Origin of the sequence: Paenarthrobacter sp. NPDC090517, from assembly GCF_044769165.1 — a bacterium.
Taxonomy (GTDB): Bacteria; Actinomycetota; Actinomycetes; order Actinomycetales; family Micrococcaceae; genus Arthrobacter.
Map to the genome: position 1 here is coordinate 89412 of NZ_JBIVXN010000009.1, position 24937 is coordinate 114348.

Here is a 24937-nt window from a genome sequence, read left to right on the forward strand (position 1 = left end):
CGGCGTCGGTGTAGTGGGCGTTGATTGTGGTGCGGCGGGCAGCGTCGTACTGTGCCTCGCTCAGGAGGCTGCGCAGGTGCTCACGGTCCCCGGCGTATTCCTCACGGCTTTCATCGAAGATTTGGAAGACACCTTGCGCTCCCCAACTCCCCCACCGTGCAAGCGAAGCCTTTTCGGCGTCCGTGGCGGCCCGGTTCTCGGCCTGCAGGGCCTGTAGCACCTCGAGGGCTTCAAGGTTCGCCCGGATACGACTCCGCGCACCGGACGGCGCCAGATCCTCCTGAGACGTCGGGCGGAACCTGCCCGCTTCATCGGCTAGTAGAGCTGTTCGCGGAGCTTGTCCACTTCCCTCATCGAATCCAGGTACGCCTGAATACTCGGATTCACGTACTCGTCCTCTTCGTCCTCGCCCTCCGTCCCCGGCGGCGAAAGGAGGTCGTACCGGACGATCTCCTCGGCTTGGTTCCGTGCTGCGTTCAACCGTCCGACCTTCTCCAGGTACCCCTCCCCTTTCGGGTCCGGTCCCGCGATCTTGACCTGCAGTTCGTCCACTTGTTCCTGGGCCTGTTCCCCCAGGTTCGTGAAGAACTCGTCCGGGTTCTGAATCTGGCTGTAACGAGTTGGGCTGGCTGTCTTCCAGGCTTCCTGTGCCTGCCTGCCGTACTTGTTCATCACGGTCCTCCTCCGGTGCCGCCCACAGAGCCTCCAAGCTCAGTTGTCCATCAATTTGTTTCTTGCGTCCCGCCATGGACTACTCCCCCTGGTGCCTCTTCTGCATCGAAGCTCACGCTAGCGGGAATTCCCATACAATGCCTGTCACAGGGAACCTTTGCTCGGTTGCGCTCAGTTTGCCAGCGGAAGACTTCAACTCAGCCCAAGTAAGAATAATTATGTCCAGATAGATTTATTAGCGACGAAGCCTCTCTCGCAAGGCCTCGTCAAGCAGATCCGTAATAGTGATTCCGTACTTCGTCGAATAGGCGTCCAATTCGTCTCGAAGACTAATCTCTATCTTCGATGAGAAGGGTTCCATCCGGCGCTTACCTCTCGGCCGTCCAGGGCCAGGACGCCTTGGTTCGAGATCAGTGTGGGCCGACTCCATCTGGATGTTTCCTTGCCCAACGGTGGCCTGAGAAGCCTCCCCCTGTTCCACTGTTTCGGTTCGTTTCTCCGCAGAAGTCAGGACATCCACAACGTCGGCGACCGGTGCTTTGCGAATCGACGATTTGCGTTCCAAGGCCATAATTAGTTCACCCCATCCAAGTAGCGCGCATGCGCAACAAATTTTTCAGTCATGATTGCGGCGCCCCGGCCGGCGAGCTTCGTGAGCGGCGAGCGTGTACTGACGGAGTCCTGCATCGCCGTTCGGAGAGGAAGATGAGGCTCTCTTACGTCGGTGCCGTAAGTGCTCTCTAGCTCTCCGATTTGGAAGGAGTGTTCGGACGTGAGGGGTGAACTCGTCTTATTGATGATGATGCCCAAAAATTCCAGCTGGGGATTCAAGTGCGGAAGCGACCTGACCTTCTTCACCGTGTCGAGGAACTCCGTCACGCCCTTCACAGAGAAGGCCGCTGGTTCAGTGACGGCAAGTACACGGTCAGCCCAAATGAGTCCGTTCAACGTCAGTCGCCCAAGGGCTGGTGGAAGATCTATGAGGATGTGGTCGTATTGTTGAAGCTCGTCAGCTCCGTACGCTGCCGTCTTGAGTCGCATCTCGGGCGTTAGCAGAGCTTCCGATTCAAGTCTCGCCAGGGACTCAGAACTCGGGATCAGATCAATGCCCGGCCATGTGCTTTGAGTGATGGCCTGCCCGAGGGTGCCAGCCTCTCCCCCGTACAGCACGTCGAAGACGTCAAACTCCCCAGCCCCTTCAAGGGCTTCCGTTACATTGGATTGAGGGTCGAGATCGATGACCAACACGCGCTTTCCAATTAGACGCAGGCCGGTAGCCAAGCCGAGTGTCACTGACGTCTTGCCCACACCGCCCTTGCGGTTACCTATAGCCGTAACTTTCATACCGGTCCTCCGAGACGCGCCGGTATTGATGGAGATCCATCAATACATCAGTCATTCAATCCAGCCATCAATATATCAAGCAATCAATATATCCCGCAATCCATCAATACACCCAACAATCTTTCTGTCATGATTTAATTATTTAAGGGTCGCCATGGGTCGCCTGGCAGACCAAGGCCCGAGGGGGGGGTCGTGAGGCTGAAGTCAGGGCCTGCACCGGGCGTCCTGGGCGAGTGAAAAGTTCAACCCATCAAGACCTGTCCCGGAACTGGAAACCCATGCCCGGGACTCCTGCGGGCAAGAACCGGGGAGTCAATGACGAGTGACAGAGAATCGACATGTATCAATCAATCTTTCTGTCATGACATAATTATTTAATTATAGCCTGAAAACTATTATGGGTTCCTAGGTGGCATCTCAAGGTCACGAGGCCTCAGTCCCCCAGTTCCTGAGCGCACGAACAGCAGCACGACATAATCCGGCACAAGCCACTAGCGCCTGCAACCCGTAGAGTGGGGGATCGTCAACAAAACCTGACAGATAGGACGCCGCATGGAATGGGATCTAGGAGACGGATTCCACTGCGGACGACTTGGGGTCCTTTTGAGTGATGGTCGGCTGGGATCCAGCCACCAACATGACGGGACGATCAGCGTCCAAGGAATCACTGGCCAACACAAACGAGACCCGCAAAGGCCAGGCTATGAGCTGGTGATGGAAAGTGCAGCCGCAGGTTGGCAAGGTAGCTGCGAATGCGGCTGGACTGGTAGACAGTGGCAGCGCGTCCTTGGGGCAGGCAGTACCGACATGGCGAGATACCGAGCAAAAGCACTGATTGGATCACCAACTATACCGCCCTTATCGGTAGAAGAATCGATCTTGAGCGAATGGCAGAAACATGTACAGGCTTGGGCACTGCAAATGGCGGCTCGCAGTTATGACCGTGCAGCTGCCCGTCTGGACGAGGCTGTCAACGCTGCACGAGACTCTGGTCTGACATGGGCCGATATAGGCGCCGAAACCGGAATGTCACGCCAAGCAGCGCATCAACGATGGAATCGATCTAGCTAATTCTCCTCAGATGGAGCTACACGACCTTTACAACAATGGCGTTCTACCTGCGCTTGCTAACGATCTCGTAGTCTGAGGCCCGTGATCGTCCCGCCCCCGGTCACATCGCTGTGGTGAACGCCATATCAGCGAGGGTCCATTCGTCAGGTGGTCCTTCATAGGCTTCCCAGGGGTAATCTTCAGTGGGGGAGAGGAGTTCCACTACCGTATTCACATTTCTCGAAAGCCACTCCCGCCATATGACCCGCTCGATGCGGTACCTCTGAAGCTGTCCGGCCACAGACTCGAGCACTCCAAAGTATTCAGCAAGTTCGTGGAGGGACGTCGAAGCGATGACTATCCAGGATCTTCCACCATTCCTCGACACCATGTTCCAGGCGGCCAAGGTCTCAAGACTTTCGCTCACGGCGGTCCTGGACAGTTTTGTCTGACCCACCAACTCCGTGGTGGTCAAACCGGGGGTGCGTTCCAGTGCTTCGTAAACAAACGCTGCAGGCAGACCCAGTTCCCTGAAGACGGGTCTGAGCGCATGGATCTTTCCCTTTCGCCAGGGCAAATCTTCGGCGCCTGGCCGAAGACCTTCAGGAATCGTCAGCATGTATAGATCGCCCTTTGTCCCTCGCCCTCGCTCAACCAAGGTCACCAAAGGATCCTTTTCAGAGCGCAAGGCTCTCAGGTGGGAGCCTACGGTTGTGTGGTCCAGACCTGTCGCGACGGCAATTGACCGATCACCGAACTCAACGAAGCGAGAAGCGGTCATGTGAGCGGCTGCTCCGAGAGCTCTTAGAATCACGCGCCGGGCCAAGCCGGTGCGCGAGCTAGCGTAAACAGGCTCTCTTAGTCGAAGTGCGTTTTCCCAAGTCCGCAGGTAGCGGTGTTCGCTGGAGGCATCTGAGGTTGGTGCGGTTCCTAGCGGGGGCTGTGTATTTGGCTGGCTTGTGGGGGATTTACGTGCATTGTTATTCCTTGTCTCGTTAATCTGGTTTTTTTGTAGGTAAGTGATCGCGTTTTTCCAGTCTCGCTTCAGGGAGGGAAGCCTGTGGCTGGATCGGTAGCGGGCATAGAAGGATGCGAGTCCGGGCCAAACGCCCTGGAGGACTCGCCGTTCTACATCGATGAGTTTCATGCCTGCTGCGGCCGCCGCAGTCAGGACTGCCTGACGTGCTTCTGAATCTGAGGCGTACCGGTTCGCGTCGTACAGACCTGATAGCGCCATCTGCTGCATCGGCCTGGACATCCGACCGGCCATTTGTGGTAATTCATAAGCTTCGTTGTCTGCCGACAGTGGCTGCTCGAGTCTCAGCCTTCGTACGCCGGCGATTTCGTCCTTTAGGTCTGCGCGAATTGTTGCCCATACTTGTTCCTTGTTTGGGCGTCTCGCAATGTCGTAGGCCGTGCTGAGGCTCATGGCGAGTTCCTGGTAGCCGCCACGCTTGTGCGGTGACCCTGGGGTCCTCATGCAACCGTGAAGCATGTTCTGGTGCGGAGTCTTGTCCAACGTGCGGTATCGGGTGCCTAATGCCTCGACAACATCTCGTGCTTCAGAAAAGGCAATCCGTTTTTCTAGTGGGATGTATACGTGCCGTCCGCCATTGGGCGAGCGATCTTCAATCCACCGAGCCCCACAGCTGTGCAGCCACGTTTGAAGTGATTTCACATCGGCTTCGACCCAGTCGATGCCTGCAATCGACGAGTCGAAGTCCAGGAAGATAGCCGAGCAGCTGCCGTCTTTGCCGAAGATCCGGACGGCCGCAGGAAAAGTGGGGAGGGTCTCAGTCAGAGCGCGTTCATGCTTCTGGGGATAAGTCTTTCCCCCGTCCCGGGAGAGGCGGATGCGGGGTTGACCTGCGAGAAGAGGTGTCAACGCAGCCCACGCCTGAGCGGCGTTGGAGGTTTGGGATGGCTCCTGAGACACGCCAGTAGCGTCGGCTGCTGGCAGCACGGGAGCGTGCTGTTGTACGATGATTTTGTTCCTGTTCAGGGAATGACCGAGGGCCGATCCTGCCAGATCGGTTTGTTACACAAATGAAGGCCTGTTAAGGACTTCCATACGATTTACGATCTGTCTGCCGGCAAGCTATCCGGATCGTGAATCTTCAGCTTCGAAGGCCCGCTAATGGCGGGCCTTCCTTGTATCTACGAGGCCATACGGATCGGTAGTTCATCCTGCTGAGTGAACTGATCCAGCAAAGCCAAATCTTCGCGCAAGGACCGGTCGACTGCAGAGGCAACATAGTCGGTGACAGTCATGCCTTTAGCGGCGGCGATCATGTGAACGTCCTCCGCAGTCTTGGCCGGTGTGCGGAAGCCAATGTATTTGCGGAGGCCCTTGCTGGGCCGACCGCCTCCACGATTGATTACTGCGCTCATTGTCAGGTCCTTTGAATCTCGCACAACCAGGGGTTGTAGCTGGTTCATCGTTGGTGCCACGTGCAGTCGATTGAATTTCTGTTTACAGCTATCGACTGAATCGAACCTAGCACCGCGCCGAGTCCGATCGGGGGATTTGTTTACAGAAAACGGCCCTGCGTGTCGCCGCCCAATGCTTATGAAGCTGATCGGCCGGCTTCAGTCTTGCTGCGCGTGAAGGTGCGGTCCGTCTATTGACGCACATAGGCTCGGCGGCCAGCCAGTTGGGGCGGGCAAGAAAACATGTCTGGGTAGAGCTCCATGAAAACAATGTTGAAGTGCCCGCGGCGGCCGTCTCTTGAATTCAAGCCACGCCATCCTTTCGTTCCAACGACAAGCGCCCGCCGAAACCCGGTCTTCAGTGAACCCGTAGGTTTCCGTACGGGTTCCGGCGGCATCAACTTGAATCCCCCAAGAAATCAAGTATAAGACAGCCTACAGACATGCTTCGCACATGCACAACTCACTTATTACTCGTGGCCTATACGCTATGAATGACATCAGGTAAAGTTTTGTGTCGGCTGTCCGCCTGCTCTACAGCGGTCGCATCATAAGCAGCTGACCTTTGGCTGAAGGAGCTTAGAGATGGCAAATGGGGGTCGTAGCGTGTTCCTTACGCAACAGCAGAAGAAGGAGCGCCTGGCAGATCGCATGGGCATCCTGGTGGATATCTGGGAGTCCGACAACAACGCGGCGCTTACGTACAATCACGTGGAGGAGGCACTTTCTGCCAACGGGATCCATCTGTCGCGGACACGGTGGTCATATTTGATCAATGGCAGTGGCAGCCTGGTGACCGATCAGGAACTTCTGAAGGGAATCGCAGAGTTCGTTTTTGCCGTTCCGGCCAGCTACCTCGTTGATCTCAACAGTGCGACTCCTCCCGAGGTGGAAGCGCGGATGGAGTTCCTTGTGCAGATGCGCAAGCTCAAGGTGAAGAACTTCGCCGCGAGAAACTTGGGCGCGACGTCGCCGGAAACCCTGCGGATGATCACCAGGATTATCGACTCGTCGATGAACGGTGAGGATGAATGACTCTCCCACCTGTACAGGACAAGGTTCGGGAGCTGTGCGGTGACGGCACGACGTCGATGAAGGAAGTCGTCGAACGCCTGACCATGATCTGCGAGAAGCCGATCAATCTGATCGAGTACAACGAGTCCTGGGGTTCCCTGACGGCATTCAAGGCCGAATTTGAAGATCGCATCAACGTCTATTTCCCCCCGCAGAAGTCCCAGCAGTACAAGCTCCACTGCATCTATCACGAGCTCGGACACATCTACCTGGAGAGCCTTCCGGTAGCCCTTGCCCTGCCGGATCTCTCTGGAGAGATGCTGAGGGAAACCGCGGACGCCATTAGTATCACCTGCCGGTCGGTTCCGAATCACCCCGTCGAGCGGTGGGTGGAGGATTTCGCGTTCGAGATGTCCAAGAAGACGCGTTCACGCAGCTCGTCCGATCTTGATCCCTTCCTCTGATAAACCATGAAACTGTTGCTCTTTGGGCTCCTAAGCGCCCTATGCCTCCTTCGGATCCCCTCGGTGGTCAAGGTCCCGGAATCCCGGGCCTCGTGGGTGGCGTCGATCTTCGGGCTCGCGGCACTCTATGTCTTGGGAACGGTCACACCGTTGGAAAATATTGACCGCTACCTCGGTGGCATCAATATGACGAACCTGCTCCAGGCCGTCTTCGCGCTCCTGGCAATTTTTTTCTTCAACGACAGTGTGCGGCGCCTGGCGAACGTACCCATAGTCAGATGGACCTACTACGCGCCGCTGCTGAGCATTCCCATCATGATCGTCAGCTTCACCTTGATCCAGGACAAAGCTCCAACGGCCGCTGACTTCATCGATACCCGCATGGACCAGCTCGCTACCGCCGTGTACAGCGGCATATACATGCTCGCGCTGTTGTTCACCGTCCTCAGGATCATCTACATGCTTCGGCACAAAGCCAGGGGATTGTACGCCACATTCTCAGCGGGCCTGCTGGTTGTGGCGGTCGCCGTTTCGTGCCACATCACCTACGTGGTGCTGTTCTACTTCTCGCCCTGGGACGTCCTCGCCCGGGAGATCGGTGCCTGGTTTGACCGCCTTTTCTATGTAGGCCTTTCAGTGACTGCCGCGGGATGGCTGATTCTCTTCCTGTCGAAGCAGCTGCCCAGATTGCGTCTCTGGATGATTGATGCTCTGTGGCTGACCGCGTTGAGAATGCGGGTCCGCGCCGATCGGTCACGAGTCAGTCCTGCTTGGGACCTCTTCAATGAAACGCTCGAAAACGGCGTCTATAAAAGCCTGATTGTTCTGCACAACTACGAGCGGGTGAACTTGATGGACTTCCCGGACTCTGTTCAAGGCAGGATCAGCCACATCGAAGCCAAGCTGGACGCGCGGACCTAGCTCTGTTCGGTCAGGATCGTGTTGCTTACCCACCTGGTCAGTTCGTTGGTGAAGGTAGAAGGCGAAGCGTTCCACTCCTGGGTGTGGTGCGCCTCAGGTAGCGATATCAAGGTGACGGTGGCCGGATTCGCGCGTTGGAATGCGGCCGAGATCTCCCAGGGAACCTCTTGGTCAGCGGTCGACTGCAAGACCAGGGTCGGGACATCCACTCTGTTGGCTACGTCCACCCAGTCGAGCGCATCGAAATCAATCGGTTCTTCCAGCCCGAGCATTCTCGCGAACACACGGGTACCCAGCAGGCTCATAACAAGGTCTGCGCCAGCCGCCGGGACCCGGGCCTGCGCTGCTCCTGCTCTAATGGCTTTCCGCCAGCTGGTGACGGGACCTACTAGGACGAGCCCGATGATCCTGTCCCGGTAGGCGCTGCGCTCTGAAGTGAGCAGGGCCATGGTCCCGCCCATTGACCAGCCTGAGAGGATGATGCGCTTGGCTCCGTGAGCGACGGCATAAGACACGGCGCTTTCCACGTCACGCCATTCTGTTTGCCCCAGGTGACTCGAGTCTGCCTGTGGCGGCCTAACCTCGGCGTCGCTGCGAAATGTGGGAACCAGAGAGGTGAATCCTAAAGAGCTGAATGCATGGACATCTCGGAACATGATCGAGCGGTCCGTCCAGCTGCCATGGATATGGATCACCCACACGTCCTGATTTTCGGCTTCAAATAGCCATGCCGGCGCCGCACCGTACTCGGTGGGGACATGCACCTCTTGATAGTGTCCGCGGACAGCACCGGGTTCGAAGAAAACGTCGGGGGTCCAATCAACGATTGGGCCCAGACCCCCCGGCGTAGAGCTTGACTGATCGAGCAGCCTTTCTACGAATTTTTGTTCCTCGTCGATCAGGGTGACCTCACCGACTCGCGTGTATTTACCTGTCGCTGGGTCGAGCACGCCGAAGCCGCCCGGCGCCTTGGTGTAGTCGTCCAGATCAATGCGGATGCTACGTCCGCCGTGCACCATCTCTGCCCGCCGGTAATCCTTTGGGCCTCGCTTGACGATTTTCCGGGCCATGACGACAGCGAACCCGGACAGCCCTGCGGCCGGCACAAGGAGCGCCAAGCAGCTCAGGACGCGCCGTTTCGTCAGCATCAGGTCTTCGTCCTCCAGGCCGGTCAAAGGGGAAATGGAACCCAGACATCGTAACGCCCCTCTCTGGCTGATGTAGCGTAAATCATGCTCACTACAGGCGTTGCACATGTTCACTACAGGCATGTAACGTGCTTAGTGAAACAAGGAGGTTTGCTCTTTGACAAGGCTTGTTATGTACGGCGGGCGCTCGGCTACCGCGAAAGTCGTTGACATAGGCACGGTGGCCATGCCGTTGACCTGCAGGAGGGTCAGCCGTAACGGCACCAGCAGCTTCGAGGGCTTCCGGATCGTGAAGTTCAGGAGGCGGTCGATAGGCCCTATTTGCCGTCCAGGTACTCCGCATAGTCGGCCAAAGCCTTGTCGCGAGCGGCCTTGTTCAAGGTGTAGATGACCCGCTGGCCATGCCGATGCTCCCCGGCGTCCGATGCGACAATCCCTTGCTCTTCCAGGTCTTGAAGGTGCCGAAAGATGGTTTGGTATGTCGCGGAAAGTTCACGTGCGATCTGCCCCGATGTCACTCCAGCGGGGTTCAGGGCAAGGTGTCGAACAATGGCGGCTCGCACCTGGTTCATCCCGAAAGCCTTCATGGCCGCTTCCGCCTGAGGCTGGACGGAGGTGACGGGCTTTGCATATCGGGGCACTTGATTATTTTGCCGTATCTCATCACAACTGGATAATACACTAACATTTAATGTTAGACTCAGGAATGAATGGTTATACGTCTCACTGAGACCGTGTGACAAGCAAAGTTCCGGGATTCCATGGACAATAAGCGTTAGTACATCGTCTGGATTATCTAGGCAGAAGTTCCATTTCTGTCAGTCGAATCTGCTAGCTGTAGAAATGAGTGCCCATTGGGGGAGGGACAGTTTTGAAGAATATGCTGCCGTTTGGCGCGAAGGGCCCGAGGAACGCATGCTTGCGTACCAGCGTCACGGTCGGACGTGAGAGCTTCCGCTCTTGGCTGTTCGAAGCTGCTGGTGCCACCTCATGATGCAGCGTAAGTCGCTGGGCCTTGCGGCCCTCATTGCCATCCCCAGTCTGTTCTTTGGGCTGATCTTCTCCTTCATCCTCCTGCTTGCCCCTGCTAAGCCTGCTGCTGCGGACTGCGGCCCAGTGTCCGTTGTCGTTGACGGCGAGACGAAGGTTGACGGGTATTCCGCGGAGCAGCTGAAGAACGCCGCCGCTGTCATGGGAGCCGGCAAAGCGATGAACCTCTCAGTGAAGGGCCAGACCATCAGCATCATGGTGGCCCTGGGGGAGTCGGGGCTGCGTGTGCTGGACTACGGAGACGGTCCAGGCCCGGACTCCCGCGGCTTGTTCCAGCAGCGCGACAACGGCGCATGGGGCTCCTACACGGATCGAATGGACCCGACCATCAGTGCCACGAACTTCATCAAGGCTCTGCAGGCTGTCCCGGGCTGGGAGCAGCTGGAACCGACTATTGCCGGGAACAAGGTCCAGCGCAACGCCGACCCGTACCACTACCAGAAGTACTGGCCCGAAGCCGTGAAAATCGTCCAGGCGCTCTCTGACGGGAAGTTCTCCGTCGAAGGCAGTGACTGCGGGATCCCGGGGAAATCCGGGGCTGGGGATGACTACCCGTGGAAGGATTCACCGACCTGGTTGCAGGTCGGAGCGGGAGCAGCTGCGGCTTCACCGTTGGGCATGTTCTACCGCGAATGCGTGGACTTTGCCCTGTGGCGGGTCAACCAGCAGATGGGTTCGACCAGCGCGCCGTTCAAGTTCCTCAACGGCAACTTCCGCCCGGACGGGCAGGGCCTCGGCTCTGCTTTGACGTGGAAGGCCGGCTGGGACGCCAAGGGCTGGCCCTCCGGTAAGGAACCCCGCGTTGGCGCCGTCGTCTGGTATGCCCCTGGCACCGGGGGATCGGACCCGACGTTCGGCCACGTCGCTGTCGTCAAGGAAGTCAAGGACGACGGGACCTACGTCGAGGAGGGCTACAACGGCAACCCGCCCCCGGATGACCACAACTACTACACCCGGACCGTCAGCAGCAGTGTCCCGTCCGCGTTCCTGTACCTGCCCAACCAAGAGGAGAAGAAGTGAAAAAGCCCCTGGCCCTCATTGCAGCAACAGCCCTGCTGTGCGCAGGATGCGCACCAGCGTCGAACACCACGTCAGCGCCCACTGAGGCATCGCCCACGCCCTCAGCTCCAGTCTCCCTGAGCGTCGACAGCGGCCCGCAGGCACCGGGCGGTACCGTCCCTGCCACTATTGGCATTTCCTGGGATCAGGCAAGCAGGGACCAAGCCGTAGACGTCGCGCAGAAGGCCATGACCGACTTCGCCCGTCCCAAGCTCGAGGAACAGCAGTGGGCCAACGATCTTGCCCGCTGGCTCACCCCGCAGGCCACCGCCGACTATTCGGCCGTGGATCCGGCCAACATCCCAGCCAACCGCGTCACCGGCCCGGCCAAACTGACCGTCGATGAAGCCAACGGTTACGGGGTCACAGCTGCGGTCCCGACGGATGCCGGGATCTACACGTTGCAGCTGCTCCGTACGGGCAAGGACGCACCGTGGAAGGTCAACCGGCTCACGCCACCAGCGTCCTAAGCGCCGCCCCTGCCTCCTACACGTAAAGGAAGAAAGTTCATGGGTACTACACCAACTGAGGTCTTGGCTTTTCCCAATATCAAGGCCATCGTCCGTGACAACGGAACCGCTGAGGTTGTCGTTGCCGGTAACTCCCGCGTCGTTCCCGACGGGGACTCCCTGCAGGACCTCCGCAACAACGCCCTTGCTCTCGTCGTGGGCGAAGCGCAGACCCTGAAACGCCCGGTGAGGGTCCAGATCGAGGATCCCGAAGGTCACGGTGAACTGATCGTTCATCCGGACAACAAGATCGAATCCGTCACCTACGAATCGCGCCCAGCCCGCCGCCGGACCCAGGCCCCGGCGACCACGCCCGAGACCGTAGCGCCGGCCGTCATTGAAACCGTTCCTGTGGCAGCTCCTGAACCGAAAGCCACTCCTTCGCAGACCGCGACCGTCGAAGCGACGGCAGCGGCAGTCGAACGCCAGCCGTGGCCACCCACCCGCGTGGAGCCCGAAGCAAGCACGGACGTCCCGGCGACGTCTGAGGTCACTGGCTCGAGCGGGCAGCGGATCACCGATGCAGAAGTGCCGCCGGCAACTGCAGCAGCGACGGAAGTACCGGCGACTCGTCGCAGCCTGAAGGAATCCTCGTTCCTGGTCAGCGCACCGGTGCTGGAACCGGCTACCAAGGGTTGGCGGGGTAGTCTGACGCGGCTTGGGTTCCGCATGGACCCCTCACCCGAAGAGCTGGCCGAGCGCGAGGATATCCGGACGGTGTCCCAGCACTGGCCCGGGCCCCGGACCATTGCCGTGGTCAATCGCAAGGGCGGGGCTAACAAGACCCCCACTGTCGTGATGCTCTCGGCTATTCTTGCCCGCTACAGTGGCGCGGCGACGGTTGCGTGGGATAACAACGAATCCCAAGGCACCCTTGGCTGGCGGACAGAGAAGGGTGCCCACAACCGCAGCGTCCTGGACTTGATTGATTCCTCTACCGAACTGCTCTCACCGACCACCAACGCGGCTGAGATCGCCAAGTTCGTCCACCACCAAACGGCAGACAAGTTCGACGTGCTGCGCTCGGATGAGAACGAAGAAGGCGACCACGAAGTCACGGCCGAGGAAGTGGACATCGCCCACCAGGTGCTGACCCGCTATTACCGGCTGGTGGTCATGGACTCCGGTAACACCGCCCGGGCCGCGAACTGGCGTCGGATGATTGACCACACTAATCAGCTCGTTGTTCCGGTCACCGCTATCGAAGACCGCGCCGAAGCGGCCCGGCTGACGCTGCAGACGCTGGAATCCCGTGGTGGCCACGACGCTGAGCTGGCGCGCAACGCCGTCGTCATCGTCTCCGAGTCGACCGATGCCAAGCGCAGCATGACGGGGGATGCCCTGAAACGGGCGAAAGCAGAAGCCCAACGGATCGCTGACGGGTTCGAGCCGTTTGTCCGTGCCGTCGTGCGGATTCCCTACGATCCGGCCCTGGTCAACGGCCCCATCCGCTACGAAGCTCTCCAGCCCGCAACCCAGCGAGCCTGGCTGGCCGCAGCGGCCGCCGTCGCCAAAGGCTTCTAACCCATCCACACCGAACTGAAGAAAGGAGGAATCATGCAACTGTCACTGAACCCCTGGATCACCAGCCCGGACGAACGCATCGAAGAAGAAACACCTGACGTGTACGTCCCGCCGGCTGCCGTGATCAGCGCACCGCTCAAAGGCATGGTCGAACCCGACACCGCAGATCGTCTGGCAAGCCGCACCATGTCCGGCACCGCAGCGCTGTGGGTTGTCGGCAGCCACGGCGGAGCCGGTGAAAGCCGCACCGCTGACCTTCTCGACGGGGCACGCCCCACCGGGCATTGCTGGCCTGTCCTGCAGGAGGGCAGCAAGCCCCGCGTGCTGCTGGTCTGCCGGGCCGACCTACGGGGCCTCACCACCGCCCAAAGCGCCCTGACGCAATGGGCTTCAGGCGCCGCCCCCGCTGTTGACCTGCTGGGCCTTGCCGTCCTCGCGGACGCGCCGGGAAAGACACCCAAAGCGCTCCGTGACTTCGCGTCCATCGTCGGTGGGGGAGCGCCCCGTCTGTGGACCCTTCCATGGGTCGAGGCATGGCGGCACGGAGACTCCACCACCACTCCAACGGCCCGGGAATACCAACGCTTCATCACCGACGTAACCGCCCTGGTTACCGACTTCAACCCGAGCGCCAACCACTGAAAGGTCACATCATGAACGCGATCACGGCAATCACCACCAGCACCATCCCTAACCCGACCCCGGTCGTCCCTGCAGAGGCCGGCGGTCTGCTCACCGTCCTGAACTGGGCCTCCGGTATCGGCCTCGTTCTGGGCGTTCTCGGCGTCATCATCGTCGGCATCACCATGGTCATCCAGCTTCAGCGCGGCGAAGGCGGCCAGTCCCTGGCCAAGCTTGGCTGGGTCTTGCTCGGCTGCATCATCATCACCGGTGCCGCAGGCATCGTCCGCGCCTTCGTCTAAGCCAGCACCAACAACGGGAGGTTCACCCTTGAGCCAGTCAACAGAGAGCACCACCGAAAGCAATCCGTTCACCAAGCCCGGTTTCATCATTGCTGCCGCGCTGGTGGTCGCGCTGATCGCAGCAGCCGTCGTTATTTTCCTGATCCCCAAAGGACAAGCCCAGCCAGCACCGGCTGGCTCTTCAAGCGCGGCCGCAACCAGCCCCAGCACATCTGCCGCGTCCGGCAAGAGTGTCTGCGGGCTTCCAGCATCTACCGAAACGGCGTTGGGGAAGGCTCCGGTGAGTAAGTGGGAACTCGTTGGAACCATGGCGGCCCCGACAGATCCCAATGTCGGCCCGGGCAAGACCGATGGCCAAGGCATAAGGTCTTGCTTTGCCCATTCTCCGCAAGGGGCTCTTTACGCCGCGGTGAACCTCTGGGCCCTTGGCAGTGATCCTTCCAAAGAACGTGCCATTGCTGACCAGCTTGCAGCTAAAGGTCCTGGCCGAGACGCTGGCATGAAGGCTCCGCAAACGGCTGCGCCGCCGACAAACGTAAAGGTTCAGATCGCGGGGTTCAATGTTTCATACACAGCGAACCAAGCGGTGGTAGAGCTGGCATTCAAAGCTGACACTGGCGCTCTTGCGTCCGTCCGTACAACCCTCCTCTGGCAGGACGGGGACTGGAAGGGTGTCGTCGCGGATAGCGGTGCACCACTGGAAGAACCTCGGCAAATCCGTGACCTTTCAGGATTTATCCCTTGGAGTGGCGCATGAGGCCATTATGGAACCCGGTTGGGGACTGGGTCTCCGGTCTGACAGACGACGCCATGGGCAACATGGCCAAAGCCATTCTTGAGGGAATGAGTCAGATGGTGACGACCCTGTCTACCTTCTGGGTTTCAACTCCGGCGGTGAACCTAACTAGCCAAGACGGTTCGACGGCAAGCCCTGTTGTTTCCATCGTCAACAACGAGCTAACGCCGTGGACCTTGGCACTGGCGGTTCTCGCCGTGATCATCGGTGGTATCAAGTTGATTTGGGAACAACGCGGGGCCCCGCTCAAGGACTTGCTGCGTTCCCTCATAACGCTGACTTTGGTCTCAGGCCTGGGCTTGGGCGTCATCTCCATCCTGGTAATTGCGGCCGATGCACTGGCGGCCGGTGTCATCGACCGTTCGACCGACGGCAAGGGCTTTGCCGACTCGATGCAAGGGCTGATCCTGACGGACCAAACAGATGTTGGGGTTTTCATCCTCATCGTTCTGGGTCTTATCGGGCTGCTTGCGTCCCTTGTCCAGATAGTCCTCATGGTTGTGCGCAGCGGCATGCTGGTGATCCTGGCTGGCATTCTGCCCACCACGGCCGCGTTCACGAATACCGAGATGGGCCGGCAGTGGTTCCAGAAAGCCGTTGGCTGGACCATCGCTTTCATCCTCTACAAACCAGCCGCTGCCATCGTCTACTCGGTGGCGTTCCTGCTCATGGGAAACGGCGAGGGGAAAGACGCGTTGATCGGGTCGATCACAGGTTTCACGTTGATGGTCGTGGCGCTGTTCGCTATGCCTGCTTTGATGCGTTTCGTGACTCCTATGGTCGGTGCGGTGGCCTCCGGCAGCGGCGCCGCAGCGGGAGCAGCTGTTGGGGCCATTGCCACCGGCGCAGTCTCGCTTGGTCGTGGCGGTAGCGGCAGGGGCAACGCGTCACCGACCCCTCCATCGTCAACGAACACCTCGAACACGAACACTCAGAACACGCAAGCCGGCAATCCGCCCAAGGGCAGCGATGGAACGCCCGGCCCCCGCAGCGGGGGAGGGCAGCCCACCCCCGGTGCTACGGGTCCGGGTGGAGCGGCCGGTACTGCTGCAGCAGCCAAGGCAGGCGCGGTAGGGACCGCGGGATCTGCAGGAGCGGCCACTGGTGGCGGTGCGGTCACGGCAGGAGCCAGCAGGGCGGCAGCGGCAGCTGGTCCAGTGGGTGTGGCTGTAGCTACGGGAGCCACGATGGCTTCCAAGACGTCACAAGCAATCGAAAAGACAGCACAGGATTCAACCGGGGAGGGCCCCAGTGGCAGCAATTAGCACCGAATACAAAGAACCGTCCTACGGCAACTGGCGCGTGCCGCGCTCAGCCGGGCTGGCCAACCTCGGCGCGATCGGCACCGCAATCGTCTTTGCCGGCCTATTGCTGGGCATCGTGAGCTTCGCTATTTGGGGCCTGTTCGTCGGCCTGGGCGTTCTTGCCTTTGCCGGTGTCAGCGCGTTGCTGCTGACAGTCAAGGACAAGCATGGCCAGTCCGTCGTTGACCGTGCCGGCACCCGACTGGCTTTCAGAGTCTCCAAGTCCTCCGGGACGAACCTTTACCGCTCCGGGCCGCTCGGAGTGACCGAATGGGGCATGTACCAGCTCCCGGGATTGGCCGCGAAGTCGACCCTGTACGAATTCACCGACTCCTACAAGCGCCCGTTCGCCCTGCTGCACGTGCACACCACAAGCCACTTCACGGTCATCTTCTCGACCGAACCCGATGGGGCGTCCTTGGTGGACCCTGAGCAGGTCGATGCGTGGGTCGCGAACTGGGGCGGCTGGCTCGCCGGGCTGGCCGATGAGGCCGGGCTGGACGCCGCGGCCGTGACGGTTGAGACGGCCCCGGATTCGGGGTACCGGCTGCGGAACGAAGTGTTGATGAACATCGACCCGGACGCACCCGAGTTCGCCCGGGAATTGCTCAACGAGGTTGTGGAAACGTACCCGGAAGGATCGGCCACGGTCCGGGCCTGGGTGTCGTTGACGTTCAACTCCGCAATCCGGGCCGGCGCCAAGAAGCGAACACCGGAAGATGTTGCCCGCGACCTGGCCTCCCGGATCCCCGGCCTCTCGGCACGGTTGCAGTCCACCGGTGCCGGGATCGCCCGGCCCATGTCAGCGCAGGAACTGTGCGAGGTCGTGCGGATCGCCTACGATCCGCCGGCTGCGCTGATCATTGATGAAGCCCACGCAGCCGGGTCCCCGGTGTCGTTGAGCTGGGGTGAGGTTGGCCCCACAGCGACGCAGGCAAGCTGGGACGCTTACCGGCACGATTCCGCGTTCTCAGCGTCCTGGACCATGACCGGTGCCCCGCGTGGCTCGGTGAACTCTTCGGTTCTGTCCCGGTTGCTCGCCCCGCATGGGGACATTGACCGCAAGCGGGTTTCGTTGCTGTACCGTCCGATGGATTCGGCACGTGCCGCCGCGGTGGTTGAGCGGGACCAGAACAACGCCAACGTCCGCATCACCTCCGGAACCCGCCCGTCCGCACGTGCCCTGGTGGATGCCCGTTCAGCGGCGCAGACCGCGCAGGAAGAAGCCCAAGGTGCCGGGCTGGTGAACTTCGGCATGGTCGTGACCGCCACCGTGACCGACCGGGAACGCCTCGCGGACGCCGTCGCGGCTGTGGAGCAGACTTCCGGCACCGCCCGGGTGTTGCTGCGCCGTGCTTACGGCTCGCAGGACACCGCGTTCGCCGCGTCCCTGCCCTTGGGTCTGGTGCTGCCCAAGCACAGCATGGTCCCGTCCGAGATTAAGGATGCTCTGTAATGGCCTTTCCGAAACTCTTTGCCAGTTCCTCGAAGCACAGCACCAGCCCGGTAAAAGCTGCGCCGAAGAAGGCTGAGAAGCAGCCGCGTGAGGCCGGGCCTAGTGGCCGTGGCTGGCCGGGTCGCGGTGGTGGCATGGCCCAGCTCGTCCCGTCCGTGAAGGAGTACCGGGGAACGACGGTTCAGGTCTGCGGGCTGTGGCCGTTCTCCTCCGGCGCATCCTCGCCCATGATCGGCGTCCCGCTGGGACGCCACGAGGAAACCCAAGCCACGGTCTGCTGCGACCCGATCAGCTGGTTCCAGCGCGCGCGCCTGATCTCGAACCCTTCGGCCTTCATCCTGGGCAAGCCGGGGTTGGGGAAGTCCACCGTCGTGCGGCGGATGTTCATCGGACTCTCCGCCCAAGGTGTACACCCGCTGATCCTTGGTGACCTCAAAGGTGAGCACGTCAAAGCCGTCCGGGCACTCGGCGGGCAGGTCATCCGGCTCGGGCGCGGTGTCGGGTACCTGAACATCCTTGACCCCGGCCAGGCTGTCGAAGCCGCACAGCTCCTTGAAGACAACGGCCACCACGAAGACGCTGCCCGTGTACGGGCTGACGCGCACGGCCGCCGCCTGACGATGGTGGTCTCACTGATCACGATCAGCCGCAACCAGCCACCCACCGATCAAGAACAAACCATCCTGGACCGGGCGCTGCGGGTCCTCGATGACCGTTTTGACGGCGTCCCGGTATTGAAGGACCTGCTCGATGTCATCGTCTCGGCCCCTGACGAGCTGCGCCAGGTCGCGCTGGACCGTGGCGACATGAACATCTACTTGCAGGAAACCCGGGCCTTGGAAGCAACACTCCTCGGCTTGACCGGTGGTGGAAAGCTCGGAGAAATCTTCTCCCGCCAGACCAGCCAGCCCATGGTCCGCGACCGCGCCGTGGTCTTCGACGTCTCCAGCATCGACGAGACCGAAACGGACCTCCAAGCCGCCATCCTGCTCGCCTGCTGGTCCTACGGGTTCGGCACGGTCAACGTCGCCAACGCCCTCGCCGACGCCGGGCTGGAACCGCGTAGGAACTACTTCGTCGTCCTGGACGAGCTGTGGCGGGCGCTGCGTGCCGGTAAGGGCATGGTGGACCGTGTGGACGCCCTGACCCGGTTGAACCGCTCCGTAGGTGTCGGGCAGATCATGATCTCCCACACCATGTCCGACCTGCTGGCCCTGCCGGCAGAAGAGGACCGGATGAAGGCCCGCGGTTTCGTGGAACGCTCCGGCATGGTCATCTGCGGCGGACTGCCAGCCTCCGAGATGCCCCAGCTGACCTCCGCCATACCGTTGTCCCGGCAGGAGCAGCAGAAACTCATCGGCTGGCAGGACCCGCCCGCGTGGGACTCACGCGGCGTCGACGTCGAACCACCGGGCCGGGGAAAGTTCCTCATCAAAGTCGGTGGCCGTCCCGGGATCCCCGTCCAGGTCGGACTCACCTCCTTGGAAAAAGGCCCCGAAGGCGTCAACGACACCGACGGCAAATGGCACGCAGTCCCGGAAACCCTGCTCGAATCTGCAGCCCCGGTCCTGCCCAGTGGAGGAGTTACCCCGTGACAATGCAAGTTGAGACCAGTCAACCGAAACCGGCTGCGGTCCGTTGGTGGAGAGCCCTGAGCATCCTGGCAATTCTTGGGGCAGCGATCACAACGAGTTTGATAGTGGATTTCGTTAAGAATTCACCTTCACCGGGGCTCTATATCTCCACCGTGACGACATGTCTTCTGATTGCACTGGCGGTGATGATAGGCCTCCGTGGTGACTGGCGGGGCCTTGCTGCTCTGGCCATCCTGGCTGCGGGTGGGGGAGTTGTGACCCTAGGCTTCGTGGTTGACTTCATTCAAAATCTCCCCGCAAAGAGCCTCACCGTCCCTTCCCAGCTGGTGTTTACAACCTTCGCCACAGTCTTCTTGGCCGCTGCAGCAGTTATCGCTTCCGCTTTTACCAAGGGAGAAGGCCCCAGTTCGAAAATCACCTGGACGAACAACGGTATAACGCTGCTAGGAGTCCTGGCTTCAGCTCTGGCTTTCAACCTCCCTCCAGAGTTTGGACCCTGGATCGGCTGGCCAATTATCGCTGCCACGTTGTGGACAGTTTGGCCGGTCTTTGACACGGCCGATCAGATCACCCGGCTACAAATCCAGGTATCCGAGCTTAAGGACCAGCTGAAAAAGGCCAACCGGAGCGTGCCGTCTTCCGCCAACGAAGGAGAGACTCAATGAGCGCACCAAACCGTAAAGGGATCGGTCTGGGTGATGCCCTGTTGGTCTGGCTGGCCATCGGCTTCATCGTCGTCTTCGGCGGCGGAACCTACGCCGCCCTGCACCTCGGGTCCTGGATGGCGGGCATCGCCGCCCCACCAGCCCATCCCATTGATCTGATCGCCGGCCTCGCCAAGGGCCGCGTACCGTGGCCCACCGAAGCCACGGTCGTCGCCTGCCTCATGGCCGGTGTGGTGCTGGCACTGACCATCGTTGTCCTCGTGGCTTGGAGGAAGGGTGCGTCCAAGCGCGCCCGCGTCGATAAGGCCGCCCGCTACCTCGGACGGGGTAAGTCTCTGGCCGCATTCTCGGAAAAGGGAGCGAAAGCGACCGCCGAGCGCCTGGGCGTCACTGACACTCCCGGCATCGTCGTGGGCAAGGTCGTCTCCACCGGGCAGAAGTTCATCCAGTCCTGGGAAGACCTGTCCCTCGATATCTGGGGACCCCGTACCGGTAAGTCGACCTCACGGGTCATGCCCGCCATTCTGGACGCACCCGGTGCCGTGGTCTCGACGTCGAACAAGCGCGACGTCGTGGACGGCACCCGTGGCGTCCGTGAGGCCACGGCTCCGGTGTGGGTGTTCGATCCGCAGAAGATCGCCCAGGAAGAACCGGACTGGTGGTGGAACCCGCTCTCCTACGTCACCGACGAAGAGAAGGCGTACAAACTCACCCAGCACTTCGCGGTCGGTTCCCGTGTCCCCGGGTCGAAGCCCGACGCTTACTTCGATCCCAAAGCCGAGGACATTCTGTCCTCCTACTTCCTCGCGGCCGCGCTCGGGGAGCTGCCCATCACCCAGGTCTACATTTGGGTCACCGAACAGGTCAGCCAAGAGCCTATTGAGATTCTCCGGGAGCATGACTACGAGCTGCAGTACAAGGGCCTTGAATCCACGTTGAAACTCGCTGACAAGCAGCGCGACGGTATCTTCGGCACGGCCGAGAAGATGATCCAATGCCTCAAGAGCCGCAATACGCTGCGCTGGGTCGCTCCAACGGGTGGGGCGACGGTGGCCACGGATACCCGCCGCCAGTTCAACCCGCACGCGTTCGCTGCCTCGCAGGAGACGATCTACATCCTCTCCAAGGAAGGTGCCGGCTCAGCTGCACCGCTCACCACAGCCCTGACGGTGGCCATTGCTGAGGCCATGGAAGAGCGTGCCGAGCGCAGCGGCGGCCGGCTCCCCAAGCCCGCAGTGTTCGCTCTCGATGAGCTGGCCAACGTCGTCCGCTGGGCCGGGCTGCCGGACCAGTTCAGCCACTACGGCTCCAAGGGCCTGATCGTCATGGGGATCCTGCAGTCTTGGTCCCAAGGGGTCGAGCTGTGGGGCGAGGCGAACATGCGGAAAATCTGGTCTGCAGCGAACGTGAAGGTCTACGGCGGAGGCGTGGCAGAAGAAGGTTTCCTCCGGGCGCTCTCGGACCTGATCGGTGACTACAGCTACATCAACGTCTCCACATCCTCCGGCAAGTCCGGTTCCAGCCGCTCCCGTCAGGAGAGCAAAGAGCGCATCTTTGATGTCTCCAACCTCGCCGAACTCGACCGTGGCCGCGCCGTCGTCCTCGCCTCAGGCGCACCCGCCACGTTGGTGCGCACCATGCCCTGGTACACCGGACCCCACAAGGAGACCGTGGAGGCGTCCATCAAGCGGTACAGCCCGCGCCCCGAAGAACCCGCTGAGACTGTGCCCGCTGCATCGACAGTCAACCCTTGGGTGACAAAGTAGGAGCGTCCAAGATGACAAACAACATTGGTTTGTTCGCCCTAACGCCCGGCAGCGGGGACTCGGGAGTGCCGGTGGAGAAAGCAGCCGAGGACGCGAAATCCCCGCAGCTGGTGTACGGCTCAGCCGAAGAATTCCTACACGAGCAGCTGCTCCCCACCTACGTGCGGGACGTAGACGGGCGCAGCGCGAAGTGGTGTATCGAATGGTACTTTCACCCCGAAGCGCTCTCCCGCATAGAGGCACTCTGGAGGGCCTGGGAACACCTCAGACTCGACGGCGCTACCGGCATGAGCGTGTGGTGGAAAGACCATGCCGACCACCACATGGCCATCCTGCTGGACCCGCGCGGTCCCTTCCACAAATGCGACATGAAAACACACCGCGACCCCGAACACCTGGAGCCCAAGAAGGCACCAACAGGCTGGTTCCCCGATGTGAGAACCCTCCACCCTTAGCGCTGCCGTGCGTTTGCCGGCCGAGGACTGGGCACAGCGAGTGAATGTGCCCCAGCTTGTGGCACATTTGACGGCCACACGACGGGGAAGCAATGAAACACAAGAGTCAGTGGTGGTCATGCGAGGGCTTGATAGTCCCTGCGAGTCTCCGCCTCCAGGTCCATCTCTCCGCTCGTCGTCCGGCGGTTCATGTCCAGGACGGGTTCCGGTCCAAAGCGTCTGTGGCGCACATTAGGGTGGACTGATGACCGACTCGCGTGACCTGGACCTTCCCGCTGGCTACCTGGACCTTCTCGAGGATTTGAAGGCCACAGTTAAAACGGCAAGGACTCGTGCACTCAGGACCATCAACACACAGCTCATTGAGCTGTACTGGGCAATAGGCCAGGGAGTTCGGCAGCAACAGGACCAACAGGGCTGGGGGAGCGGGGTCATCAAACGCCTCTCCGAAGACCTGCGCCAGGAGTTCCCCGATATGAAGGGCCTCTCGCCCAGAAACATCCAGTACATGACGACTTTCGCCGCAATGTGGCCTGATGGGGCAATTGCGCAGCAGGCTGCTGCGCAATTACCGTGGGGCCACATTATGGTCCTGCTGGATAAGAAACTCGAACCAGGAGCTACGAACGCCTACGCCGCGGCCGCAGTGCAATACGGCTGGTCCCGGAACGTGCTGCTGAACATGATCATGAACAAAACCTTGGAACGTACCGGGAACGCCCCGTCGAACTTTGCGCAGCAGCTTGCTGCGCAATCATCCGAGCTGGCCCAGCAGGTTGCCAAGGACCCCTACAACTTCGAATTCCTCGGCCTTTCCGGGGAGGTCGCCGAACGCGATCTGGAGAATGCCCTCACCAGCCGGATCACCGAAACCCTCCGGGAACTCGGCCCCGGCTTTTCCTTCGTCGGCCGTCAGGTGCACTTCGACGTCGACGGCGATGACTTCTACGTGGATCTCCTCTTTTTCCACGTCGACCAGAACCGCTACGTCGTCGTCGAACTCAAGACCGGCAAGTTCCAGCCGGAATATGCCGGCAAACTCAACTTTTACGTCGCCCTCGTCGATGACATGCTGCGCCGGGAACACCACAACGAAACCATCGGGATTCTCATCTGCGGTACCAAGAACGATCGCAGCGTCCGATACAGCCTCGGCCGCTCAACCTCACCAATGGCTGTCGCAGCCTACACCTACGACAAACTCCCGGCAGACGAAAAGCGCGCACTGCCCAATGAAGGGGATGTTGTCGCTGCCCTCGAATGGGCCGAGCCAACCACGGACTCAGAGAACTGAACCACCCCAGCCCAGCTGGAACGCCGATAAGCGCCCATATGTCGTGTTTTCGTGGGACAGAAGTGCAGGAACGACCGTGCGGCGAACGCGAACACGAAAGTAGGCGGAGGTTTCCTTGACTGTCTCGTGTCCGCGCCCATTACAACGTGCCACATCGGCGCAGTCCGTCCGCACCAAGAGATCTGGGCGTTTCCCTCGATCGAATTCAGTATCCGTGACCGTCGGCCGAGAGCAGACTTCACTGTTCAGATTCGGCACTAGCTGCCCTCAGTTGCTGTTAGTAAGCTGACATCCCTGGACTCGCGGTCTGAGGCAAACGCCGCAATGCATTGCGCGTAGTAAGGCGTCTCCAGTAGGCAGCGCTCACCTAAGGCCCGCTGACGGGCGGCAGCGACATCCTCGAACGTTTGCCCGCTCCCGAAGATAATCGTCAGGAAGTCATCAGTAGGGTGCGACGTCACGGTGTTTGTATACCTCAGCTCATCACCCTTCAGCTGCTCAATACTAAGCTCCCAGATGACCTGTGTAGTGGCCCTCCCTGATGATGATGGGAAAGCATCGGGGACTGACACCATCTTGCAGTAGTGGGGGGTGCCAACTTCCATGCGGTATCGCTCGCTTACGATGCCTTTTCCAATCACCTCAGCATTGATCGACATCGCTTCGCTGTAGCCGGCGTTCTTGTTATGCCCAGCTGCGCGCTGCTGATACTCAAGGGCCTGCTGGGTTTTCAACCATTGCTCTATATTGACGTGCGCCAACGGCGCACTCACATCGGCTGTGACGACCGCACGTGAGAGGACTAAGTCGTCCCGAACAACAGCACCCACCGGCTCTGCCCTTCCTGCTGTGCCGTGATCCGGCAGAGACTGCCATGGACAACACGGCACTTTTCGTTACCGGACTGACAAACGACAGTGGGTGGGTGTAATACACCCGTCATGCCCGTTTGGTGGAGAAACTTGCGTCATGGTGATCGGCGATCGCCTCTTCGGCGACCCGAAACGACGCCAGGGCAGCAGGGGCACCACAATAGACCAAAGTCTGCAGCAGTACTTCCTGGATTTGTGCTTCCGTGAGCCCGTTGTTGAGGGCTGCGTGGACGTGTCCTGCCAGTTCCTGAGGACGGTTCAGTGCCGTGAGCATGGCCAGATTGAGCATGCTGCGGGTCTTGTGGTCAAGTCCGGGCCTGGACCAGATTTCTCCCCATGCATACTCGGTAACAAGTTCTTGAACGGGACGGCAAAATTCACTGGTTTGTTTGAGAGCCAGTTCCACGTGGGCACTCCCCATTACTTTTGTTCGCAGGCCCAGACCTTCCGCGTACCTCTGTGATTTTTCCTCGCGTTGTGACACGGCATCCTCCTTTTCTTTTTCAGCTGCTGAGGTCCTGCTCGGTCGTTTGTGTTTGTTTGAACCGATGCAGGGTTGCCTCGGCATGCTTCAGGATCGGACCGTCGATCATTTTGCCGTCGAGCCGGAACACGCCATTTTCGGC

The 24937-nt window shown here is 60.3% G+C and carries 24 protein-coding genes; 16 read left to right on the forward strand and 8 right to left on the reverse strand.

The window, feature by feature from the left end:
- Positions 1-315 precede the first annotated feature (315 nt).
- The 4 genes from ACIQTW_RS20620 to ACIQTW_RS20635 all read right to left on the reverse strand — a co-directional run bounded on the left by ACIQTW_RS20620 (position 316) and on the right by ACIQTW_RS20635 (position 5457).
- Positions 316-672 (reverse strand): TnpV protein, encoded by a 357-nt coding sequence (locus ACIQTW_RS20620; RefSeq protein WP_402941004.1) that lies wholly within the window; start codon positions 670-672, stop codon positions 316-318.
- Positions 673-1245: 573 nt separating this feature from the next.
- Positions 1246-2016, reverse strand: coding sequence for a ParA family protein (locus ACIQTW_RS20625; RefSeq protein WP_193594585.1), 771 nt, complete (start codon positions 2014-2016; stop codon positions 1246-1248).
- Between the two features lie 1171 nt (positions 2017-3187).
- Positions 3188-5029, reverse strand: a complete 1842-nt coding sequence (locus tag ACIQTW_RS20630; RefSeq protein ID WP_402941007.1) for a MarR family transcriptional regulator — start codon at positions 5027-5029, stop codon at positions 3188-3190.
- Positions 5030-5223: 194 nt separating this feature from the next.
- The gene (locus ACIQTW_RS20635; RefSeq protein WP_017197895.1) at positions 5224-5457 is read right to left on the reverse strand and encodes a hypothetical protein; all 234 of its coding nucleotides are present in this window, start codon (positions 5455-5457) and stop codon (positions 5224-5226) included.
- Positions 5458-6081: 624 nt separating this feature from the next.
- On the opposite strand from ACIQTW_RS20635, the gene ACIQTW_RS20640 reads away from it, so the two are divergent.
- Genes ACIQTW_RS20640 through ACIQTW_RS20650 form a run of 3 tightly spaced genes read left to right on the forward strand, consistent with a single transcriptional unit; the run spans position 6082 to position 7895 of the window.
- Positions 6082-6531, forward strand: a complete 450-nt coding sequence (locus tag ACIQTW_RS20640; RefSeq protein ID WP_402941009.1) for a hypothetical protein — start codon at positions 6082-6084, stop codon at positions 6529-6531.
- On the forward strand, positions 6528-6974 hold the full coding sequence (locus ACIQTW_RS20645) for a hypothetical protein (protein ID WP_311214553.1): 447 nt from the start codon (positions 6528-6530) through the stop codon (positions 6972-6974). Before ACIQTW_RS20640 ends, ACIQTW_RS20645 begins: the two co-directional genes overlap by 4 nt.
- A gap of 6 nt (positions 6975-6980) precedes the next feature.
- Positions 6981-7895, forward strand: a complete 915-nt coding sequence (locus ACIQTW_RS20650; RefSeq protein WP_402941014.1) for a hypothetical protein — start codon at positions 6981-6983, stop codon at positions 7893-7895.
- Here the strand turns inward: ACIQTW_RS20650 and ACIQTW_RS20655 are convergent.
- Positions 7892-9070 carry an alpha/beta hydrolase family protein gene (locus ACIQTW_RS20655; RefSeq protein ID WP_402941016.1) on the reverse strand — a complete coding sequence of 393 codons (1179 nt, stop codon included), beginning with the start codon at positions 9068-9070 and terminating at the stop codon, positions 7892-7894. The genes ACIQTW_RS20650 and ACIQTW_RS20655 overlap by 4 nt on opposite strands.
- Positions 9071-9360: 290 nt before the next feature.
- Positions 9361-9684 (reverse strand): ArsR/SmtB family transcription factor, encoded by a 324-nt coding sequence (locus ACIQTW_RS20660; protein WP_402941019.1) that lies wholly within the window; start codon positions 9682-9684, stop codon positions 9361-9363.
- A gap of 352 nt (positions 9685-10036) precedes the next feature.
- Here ACIQTW_RS20660 and ACIQTW_RS20665 point away from each other — a divergent pair, with 352 nt between their 5' ends.
- The 13 genes from ACIQTW_RS20665 (at position 10037) to ACIQTW_RS20725 (ending at position 23439) form a co-directional block, all read left to right on the forward strand.
- Positions 10037-11113 carry a CHAP domain-containing protein gene (locus tag ACIQTW_RS20665; protein WP_402941073.1) on the forward strand — a complete coding sequence of 359 codons (1077 nt, stop codon included), beginning with the start codon at positions 10037-10039 and terminating at the stop codon, positions 11111-11113.
- On the forward strand, positions 11110-11622 hold the full coding sequence (locus ACIQTW_RS20670; RefSeq protein WP_402941021.1) for a hypothetical protein: 513 nt from the start codon (positions 11110-11112) through the stop codon (positions 11620-11622). The genes ACIQTW_RS20665 and ACIQTW_RS20670 overlap by 4 nt, the downstream gene beginning before the upstream one ends.
- Before the next feature lie 39 nt (positions 11623-11661).
- Positions 11662-13185: a chromosome partitioning protein ParA gene (locus ACIQTW_RS20675; RefSeq protein WP_402941024.1), complete on the forward strand. Its 1524-nt coding sequence runs from the start codon at positions 11662-11664 to the stop codon at positions 13183-13185.
- A 33-nt stretch (positions 13186-13218) separates the two neighbouring features.
- A complete protein-coding gene (locus tag ACIQTW_RS20680; RefSeq protein WP_402941027.1) occupies positions 13219-13827 on the forward strand; it encodes a DUF6668 family protein in 609 nt (202 codons plus the stop codon).
- Between the two features lie 11 nt (positions 13828-13838).
- Positions 13839-14108, forward strand: coding sequence for a hypothetical protein (locus tag ACIQTW_RS20685; protein WP_402941030.1), 270 nt, complete (start codon positions 13839-13841; stop codon positions 14106-14108).
- 28 nt (positions 14109-14136) lie between these two features.
- Positions 14137-14865 (forward strand): hypothetical protein, encoded by a 729-nt coding sequence (locus ACIQTW_RS20690; protein WP_402941033.1) that lies wholly within the window; start codon positions 14137-14139, stop codon positions 14863-14865.
- Positions 14862-16169, forward strand: a complete 1308-nt coding sequence (locus tag ACIQTW_RS20695; protein ID WP_402941036.1) for a hypothetical protein — start codon at positions 14862-14864, stop codon at positions 16167-16169. The genes ACIQTW_RS20690 and ACIQTW_RS20695 overlap by 4 nt, the downstream gene beginning before the upstream one ends.
- Positions 16156-17664 (forward strand): SCO6880 family protein, encoded by a 1509-nt coding sequence (locus ACIQTW_RS20700; RefSeq protein WP_402941039.1) that lies wholly within the window; start codon positions 16156-16158, stop codon positions 17662-17664. Before ACIQTW_RS20695 ends, ACIQTW_RS20700 begins: the two co-directional genes overlap by 14 nt.
- Positions 17664-19259, forward strand: a complete 1596-nt coding sequence (locus ACIQTW_RS20705; protein ID WP_402941042.1) for an ATP/GTP-binding protein — start codon at positions 17664-17666, stop codon at positions 19257-19259. The genes ACIQTW_RS20700 and ACIQTW_RS20705 overlap by 1 nt, the downstream gene beginning before the upstream one ends.
- A 2-nt stretch (positions 19260-19261) precedes the next feature.
- Complete coding sequence (locus ACIQTW_RS20710) at positions 19262-19924, forward strand: hypothetical protein (protein WP_402941043.1); 663 nt, start codon at positions 19262-19264, stop codon at positions 19922-19924.
- Positions 19921-21690: a type IV secretory system conjugative DNA transfer family protein gene (locus ACIQTW_RS20715; RefSeq protein WP_402941046.1), complete on the forward strand. Its 1770-nt coding sequence runs from the start codon at positions 19921-19923 to the stop codon at positions 21688-21690. The genes ACIQTW_RS20710 and ACIQTW_RS20715 overlap by 4 nt, the downstream gene beginning before the upstream one ends.
- A gap of 11 nt (positions 21691-21701) precedes the next feature.
- Positions 21702-22145, forward strand: coding sequence for a DUF4913 domain-containing protein (locus ACIQTW_RS20720; protein WP_402941049.1), 444 nt, complete (start codon positions 21702-21704; stop codon positions 22143-22145).
- A 244-nt stretch (positions 22146-22389) separates the two neighbouring features.
- Entirely contained in the window at positions 22390-23439 is a 1050-nt protein-coding gene (locus tag ACIQTW_RS20725) for a YhcG family protein (RefSeq protein WP_402941051.1), read from the forward strand.
- 257 nt (positions 23440-23696) lie between these two features.
- On the opposite strand, the gene ACIQTW_RS20730 is transcribed toward ACIQTW_RS20725, so the two are convergent.
- Both ACIQTW_RS20730 and ACIQTW_RS20735 read right to left on the reverse strand, forming a co-directional pair.
- Positions 23697-24269 carry a hypothetical protein gene (locus ACIQTW_RS20730; RefSeq protein WP_402941053.1) on the reverse strand — a complete coding sequence of 191 codons (573 nt, stop codon included), beginning with the start codon at positions 24267-24269 and terminating at the stop codon, positions 23697-23699.
- Positions 24270-24378: 109 nt separating this feature from the next.
- Positions 24379-24795 (reverse strand): carboxymuconolactone decarboxylase family protein, encoded by a 417-nt coding sequence (locus ACIQTW_RS20735; RefSeq protein WP_402941055.1) that lies wholly within the window; start codon positions 24793-24795, stop codon positions 24379-24381.
- Positions 24796-24937: the final 142 nt, after the last annotated feature.

What these genes read in the sequence shown, in the direction of transcription:
- ACIQTW_RS20680 (WP_402941027.1), top strand. Translation starts at nt 13,219, where the DNA reads ATGCAACTGTCACTGAACCCCTGGATCACCAGCCCGGACGAACGCATC.
- ACIQTW_RS20705 (WP_402941042.1), top strand. Translation starts at nt 17,664, where the DNA reads ATGGCCTTTCCGAAACTCTTTGCCAGTTCCTCGAAGCACAGCACCAGC.
- ACIQTW_RS20645 (WP_311214553.1), top strand. Translation starts at nt 6,528, where the DNA reads ATGACTCTCCCACCTGTACAGGACAAGGTTCGGGAGCTGTGCGGTGAC.
- ACIQTW_RS20720 (WP_402941049.1), top strand. Translation starts at nt 21,702, where the DNA reads ATGACAAACAACATTGGTTTGTTCGCCCTAACGCCCGGCAGCGGGGAC.
- ACIQTW_RS20640 (WP_402941009.1), top strand. Translation starts at nt 6,082, where the DNA reads ATGGCAAATGGGGGTCGTAGCGTGTTCCTTACGCAACAGCAGAAGAAG.
- ACIQTW_RS20635 (WP_017197895.1), bottom strand. Translation starts at nt 5,457, where the DNA reads ATGAGCGCAGTAATCAATCGTGGAGGCGGTCGGCCCAGCAAGGGCCTC.
- ACIQTW_RS20710 (WP_402941043.1), top strand. Translation starts at nt 19,262, where the DNA reads ATGCAAGTTGAGACCAGTCAACCGAAACCGGCTGCGGTCCGTTGGTGG.
- ACIQTW_RS20650 (WP_402941014.1), top strand. Translation starts at nt 6,981, where the DNA reads ATGAAACTGTTGCTCTTTGGGCTCCTAAGCGCCCTATGCCTCCTTCGG.
- ACIQTW_RS20695 (WP_402941036.1), top strand. Translation starts at nt 14,862, where the DNA reads ATGAGGCCATTATGGAACCCGGTTGGGGACTGGGTCTCCGGTCTGACA.
- ACIQTW_RS20665 (WP_402941073.1), top strand. Translation starts at nt 10,037, where the DNA reads ATGCAGCGTAAGTCGCTGGGCCTTGCGGCCCTCATTGCCATCCCCAGT.
- ACIQTW_RS20715 (WP_402941046.1), top strand. Translation starts at nt 19,921, where the DNA reads ATGAGCGCACCAAACCGTAAAGGGATCGGTCTGGGTGATGCCCTGTTG.
- ACIQTW_RS20620 (WP_402941004.1), bottom strand. Translation starts at nt 672, where the DNA reads ATGAACAAGTACGGCAGGCAGGCACAGGAAGCCTGGAAGACAGCCAGC.
- ACIQTW_RS20675 (WP_402941024.1), top strand. Translation starts at nt 11,662, where the DNA reads ATGGGTACTACACCAACTGAGGTCTTGGCTTTTCCCAATATCAAGGCC.
- ACIQTW_RS20685 (WP_402941030.1), top strand. Translation starts at nt 13,839, where the DNA reads ATGAACGCGATCACGGCAATCACCACCAGCACCATCCCTAACCCGACC.
- ACIQTW_RS20625 (WP_193594585.1), bottom strand. Translation starts at nt 2,016, where the DNA reads ATGAAAGTTACGGCTATAGGTAACCGCAAGGGCGGTGTGGGCAAGACG.
- ACIQTW_RS20725 (WP_402941051.1), top strand. Translation starts at nt 22,390, where the DNA reads ATGACCGACTCGCGTGACCTGGACCTTCCCGCTGGCTACCTGGACCTT.